The 3,832-nt window shown below is 71.4% G+C and carries 3 protein-coding genes and 2 pseudogenes; 1 reads left to right on the forward strand and 4 read right to left on the reverse strand.

Translation table 11 applies throughout. The features are described from left to right. Positions 1-126, reverse strand: a pseudogene (locus tag D7X32_RS47365) (metalloenzyme); the annotation flags it as partial. A 32-nt stretch (positions 127-158) separates the two neighbouring features. Here D7X32_RS47365 and D7X32_RS43560 point away from each other — a divergent pair. Beyond that, positions 159-1,244, forward strand: a complete 1,086-nt coding sequence (locus D7X32_RS43560; RefSeq protein ID WP_120608359.1) for a DUF4388 domain-containing protein — start codon at positions 159-161, stop codon at positions 1,242-1,244. A gap of 6 nt (positions 1,245-1,250) precedes the next feature. Here D7X32_RS43560 and D7X32_RS43565 read toward each other — a convergent pair whose 3' ends face one another. The 3 genes and pseudogenes from D7X32_RS43565 to D7X32_RS43575 all read right to left on the reverse strand — a co-directional run. Continuing rightward, a complete protein-coding gene (locus D7X32_RS43565) occupies positions 1,251-1,664 on the reverse strand; it encodes an SET domain-containing protein (protein ID WP_120608360.1) in 414 nt (137 codons plus the stop codon). Positions 1,665-1,736: 72 nt separating this feature from the next. Then, a pseudogene (locus tag D7X32_RS43570) lies at positions 1,737-2,692 on the reverse strand (GTP-binding protein). Further along, positions 2,689-3,832 (reverse strand): anhydro-N-acetylmuramic acid kinase (locus D7X32_RS43575; protein WP_341868180.1); only part of this gene is annotated, 1,144 nt, incomplete at its 5' end. The pseudogene D7X32_RS43570 and the gene D7X32_RS43575, both read right to left, overlap by 4 nt.

Raw genomic sequence — 3,832 nt, forward strand, 5'->3', positions numbered from 1 at the left:
GGGGAGGATGGGGGCGGGGGCGTCCTGGAACCAGGCCAGGAGGTGGTCGCGGTCCGCGAGCGGGTTCACGGCCGGGTCTTTCCGTCCGATGCCCACCCCATCGATGAACAGGACCGCGACGCGCACGGCCTGGGACTGTATCCTCGAATCCGACACGCATGGCCATCCACGGCGACCTCTTCAGCTACCCGCTCCCCGAGTTCCTTCAATGGCTGGACAGCTCCCGCAAGACGGGGACGTTGCAGCTGTCGTGGGAAGCAGGCGAGCGCAAGTTGTTCCTCCTGTCCGGCCAGGTCGGCGCCACCGCGAGCGAAGGCCTGCGCGGCCGGGTGGCCCGCCTGCTGTCGCTGCCGAAGCTGGCGACGGGCACTCGCGTGCTGGCGGCGTTCGACGAGCTGGCGCGCACGCCAGACGTGGACGCGGCCTTCGACGCGCACGGCGTGCAAGCGCGCTGGGTGCGCGACCTGGGCCGCGAGGAGCTGTTCGCGGCGATGACGGACCTGACCATCGCGGGGCAGGGCACGTTCCACTGGACGGAGGACGCGGACCGCACCGGTGAGGACTGGGTGCCGTCCGACATGAGCATCCGCGAGCTGCTCTTCGAATCCCTGCGCTGGGTGGACGAGCAGGGGGACGTGGACAAGGCGCTGCCCATCGACGCGCTGAGCGTGAAGGCGCTGGCGCCGCCCAGCCCCAGCCAGCCGCTGATGCACCGGATCATCCTGGCGCTGACGACGACGCCGCAGAACCTGGGGCGGCTGCGGCTGTCCATGGGCGTGTCGCGCTCGTCGGTGACGCGCCGGGTGCACGAGCTGTTGCGCGCGAAGCTGGTGGAGGTGGACGGCGCGCCGCAGGTGGAAGCGGATCCGGTGGCGGAGATGCTGGAGAAGGGCGCGGTGCTGATGCGCGAGGGCCAGTACGACGCGGCCGGCATCGTGTGCGCGTCGCTCCTGGCCAGCGACCCCGCGGACCGGCGCGTGCGTGAGTTCGCGCGCCTGGTGCAGCGCGAGCACGTGGCCGCGCTCTACGCGGACCTGCCGCCGCTGGTGGTGCCGCAGCTGATCCAGTCCCCGCAGACGATGGTGATGCTCAAGCCGGAGGAGCGGCAGATCGCCGGGCTCATCAGCGGGACGTGGGACGTGTCCACGCTGGTGCTGGCCAGCCCCGCGCGCGAACTGGAGACGCTCAAGACGCTGGCGAAGCTGCACCGCATGGGGCTGTTGCAGCTCGCGTATCCGCGCTGAGCGCTTTCAGTGCAGCGAGGGGCGGGAGGGCACGGGCTCGGATTCGATGATGCCCTGGAACTCACTCCATGGGTCCTCCATGGAGGTGTAGTCGTCCGTGAGCTCCTCGCCCGGTTCGATGTCGCGCACCGCGACGGTGGCGGTGCGCGACGCGTTGTTGCCGCAGTTGGGCACGTCCGAGTGGTTCATGAAGCGCGCGTGGTCTCCGCACAGCACCAGCGTGCCCCGTTCGCAGTAGGCGTAGCGGGCGAGGAACGCCTTCGCGGCGGCGCTCATCCGCGCGACATCCCCGGGCCAGTAGCGCTGGTCGAGGGGCTGGTCGAAGGCCCAGATGACGGTGCCCCGGGGGATGCGCTCTTCCGCGAACAGGCCCAGTCCTTGGATCCGCGACGGCTTCACCGAGGTCTTCACTCGCAACATGCAGGGGCACCCTCCAGGACTCCCACGCGGGAGACGTGCCCCTGAGATGTGGGGGCTTGCGCCCCGCGCGAATCACCCGGCGGTCGGAAGTCCCACGGCGTTGAGCCGCACGAAGACCTGCATCAGGACGTAGAGCGCGAAGGCCGCGTCGTCCACGCGCAGCTGCGGCAGCGTGGACAGGCCCTGCAGGCGCAGCAGGTCCGAACCGTCCACGTGGAGCAGGAAGGCCTGCTGGGCCAGGGAGCCTTCACCCGCGAACGCCATGGCGCGCCGGACGGCGTCGGTGCAGGCCGTGACGCACGTGATGTAGTCCCCGGCGATGAAGGCGGCCTCCGCGGCCCGGGCGTGGTCGAAGAGGTCCCCCGGCGCCAGCGCGCTCGTGGGCCCCAGCACCTTGCTGCCGGTGTTCGCCACGGCGACGGCGGGCACGGCGGCGGGACGATGCGCTTGGCGCGCAGGTCCTTGATGACCAGCCGGGTGATGGTCTTGAGCGTGTCCATCACGCCGCGGCCACTGGTGGCGGCCGACTCGAAGTCGGGGACGCCGCGCGGGTTGAGCTCCCGGCGCAGCTCCTCCACGGAGAGGACGTTGTCCAGGTCCCGCTTGTTCCACTGCATCACCAGTGGGAAGCGGTCCAGGCGGATGCCGTTCTCCAGGAGGTTCTCCTCCAGGTTGGCCAGGGACTCGCGGTTGGCGTCCATGGCCTCTGCCTGCGAGTCCGCGACGAACACGACGCCGTCCGCGCCCTGGAGCACCAGCTTGCGGGTGGCGTTGTAGAAGACCTGTCCGGGCACGGTGTAGAGGGCCAGGCGCACGGAGCAGTCGCCCACGCGCTCCACCTTCACCGGCAGGAAGTCGAAGAACAGCGTCCGGTCGCCTTCGGTGGCGATGGACATCATCTCGCCGCGGTGGGCCGGGCGAACGGTCTCGTAGACCTTTCGCAGGGTCGTCGTCTTCCCCGACAGGCCGGGGCCGTAGAAGACGATCTTCGCGGCCACTTCGCGGGCCATCAGGTTCACGCTGCTCACGGTGTCAGCTTACCTAGAACGACTCGGCGCCTCGCGCCAGTTGCGGGGCAAACATTCGCGGGCGTCCCGGCCCGGTGCTCGGCCGCGAGCAGGGCGAAGAGGGCCGCCTCCTTCGCCTCCTCGGGGAAGCCCAGCACGTCCAGCCGCTCCAGTGGCACCGGGGCCAGCCGCGCCCGCAGGTCCGCAATGAGCACCGGGTTCCGCGTCCCACCGCCGGAGGCATACACCGCCTCCAGCCGGGGGAAGCGGGGGTGCACCCAGGTGTCGAAGGCGCGCGCGGTGGCCTCCACGGTGAAGGCGCGCGCGGTGGCCATCAGGTCATGGGGCCGCTCCGGGGCTGCCTTCCAGAGCCGGTCCACCAGCGCCTCGCCAAAGCCCTCGCGGCCCGCGCTGCGCGGTGGGGGACGCGCGAGGAATGGGTGCGCGAGCAGTTCCTCCAGCAGCCCCGGAATCACCTGTCCCCGGGAGGACAGGCTCCCGTCGCGGTCGCACCCGAGCTGGCCCTGCGTCACCCGCCGCGCCAGGCCGTCCAGCACCATGTTCGCGGGCCCGGTGTCGAACGCGAGCGTGTCGTCCAGGTGCTCGCCCACGACGCTCACGTTGGCGATGCCGCCCAGGTTGAGGAACGCGCGCGTGGCATCCGGCCGCTCGCGGTTCCGGAAGACGGCCCAGTCCAGGTAGGGCACGAGCGGCGCGCCCTGACCGCCCACCGCCATGTCGCGGGTGCGGAAGCCGCTGACGACGGGCAGGCCGGTGCGCTCGGCGATGACGTCCGCTTCGCCAATCTGGAGCGTGGAGGCGATGGGGGACAGGTCCGAGGGCAGGTGGGCCATCGTCTGCCCGTGCGAGCCGATGACGTGGATGTCCCCGGCCTTCACGCCCGCGCGCGCGATGACGGCCAGCACGGCTTCGGCGAAGCGTTCACCCAGTTCGAAGTTGAGGGCGCAGAGGCTCCGGGCGTCCTGGGGGCCCAGCACCCGCGCGACGAGGTCCGGCGTGAAGGGCTGGGAGACGTGCGCGAGCAACTGGAGCGTCACGTCCGCGCCGGTGCCCTCCACGCGGCACAGCGCCGCGTCCGCCGCGTCCACGCTGGTGCCGGACAGCACGCCCACGCACAGCCGGGGCGGCAGGGAGGGGGCG

Origin of the sequence: Corallococcus carmarthensis (assembly GCF_003611695.1) — a bacterium.
GTDB classification, from domain to species: domain Bacteria; phylum Myxococcota; class Myxococcia; order Myxococcales; family Myxococcaceae; genus Corallococcus; species Corallococcus carmarthensis.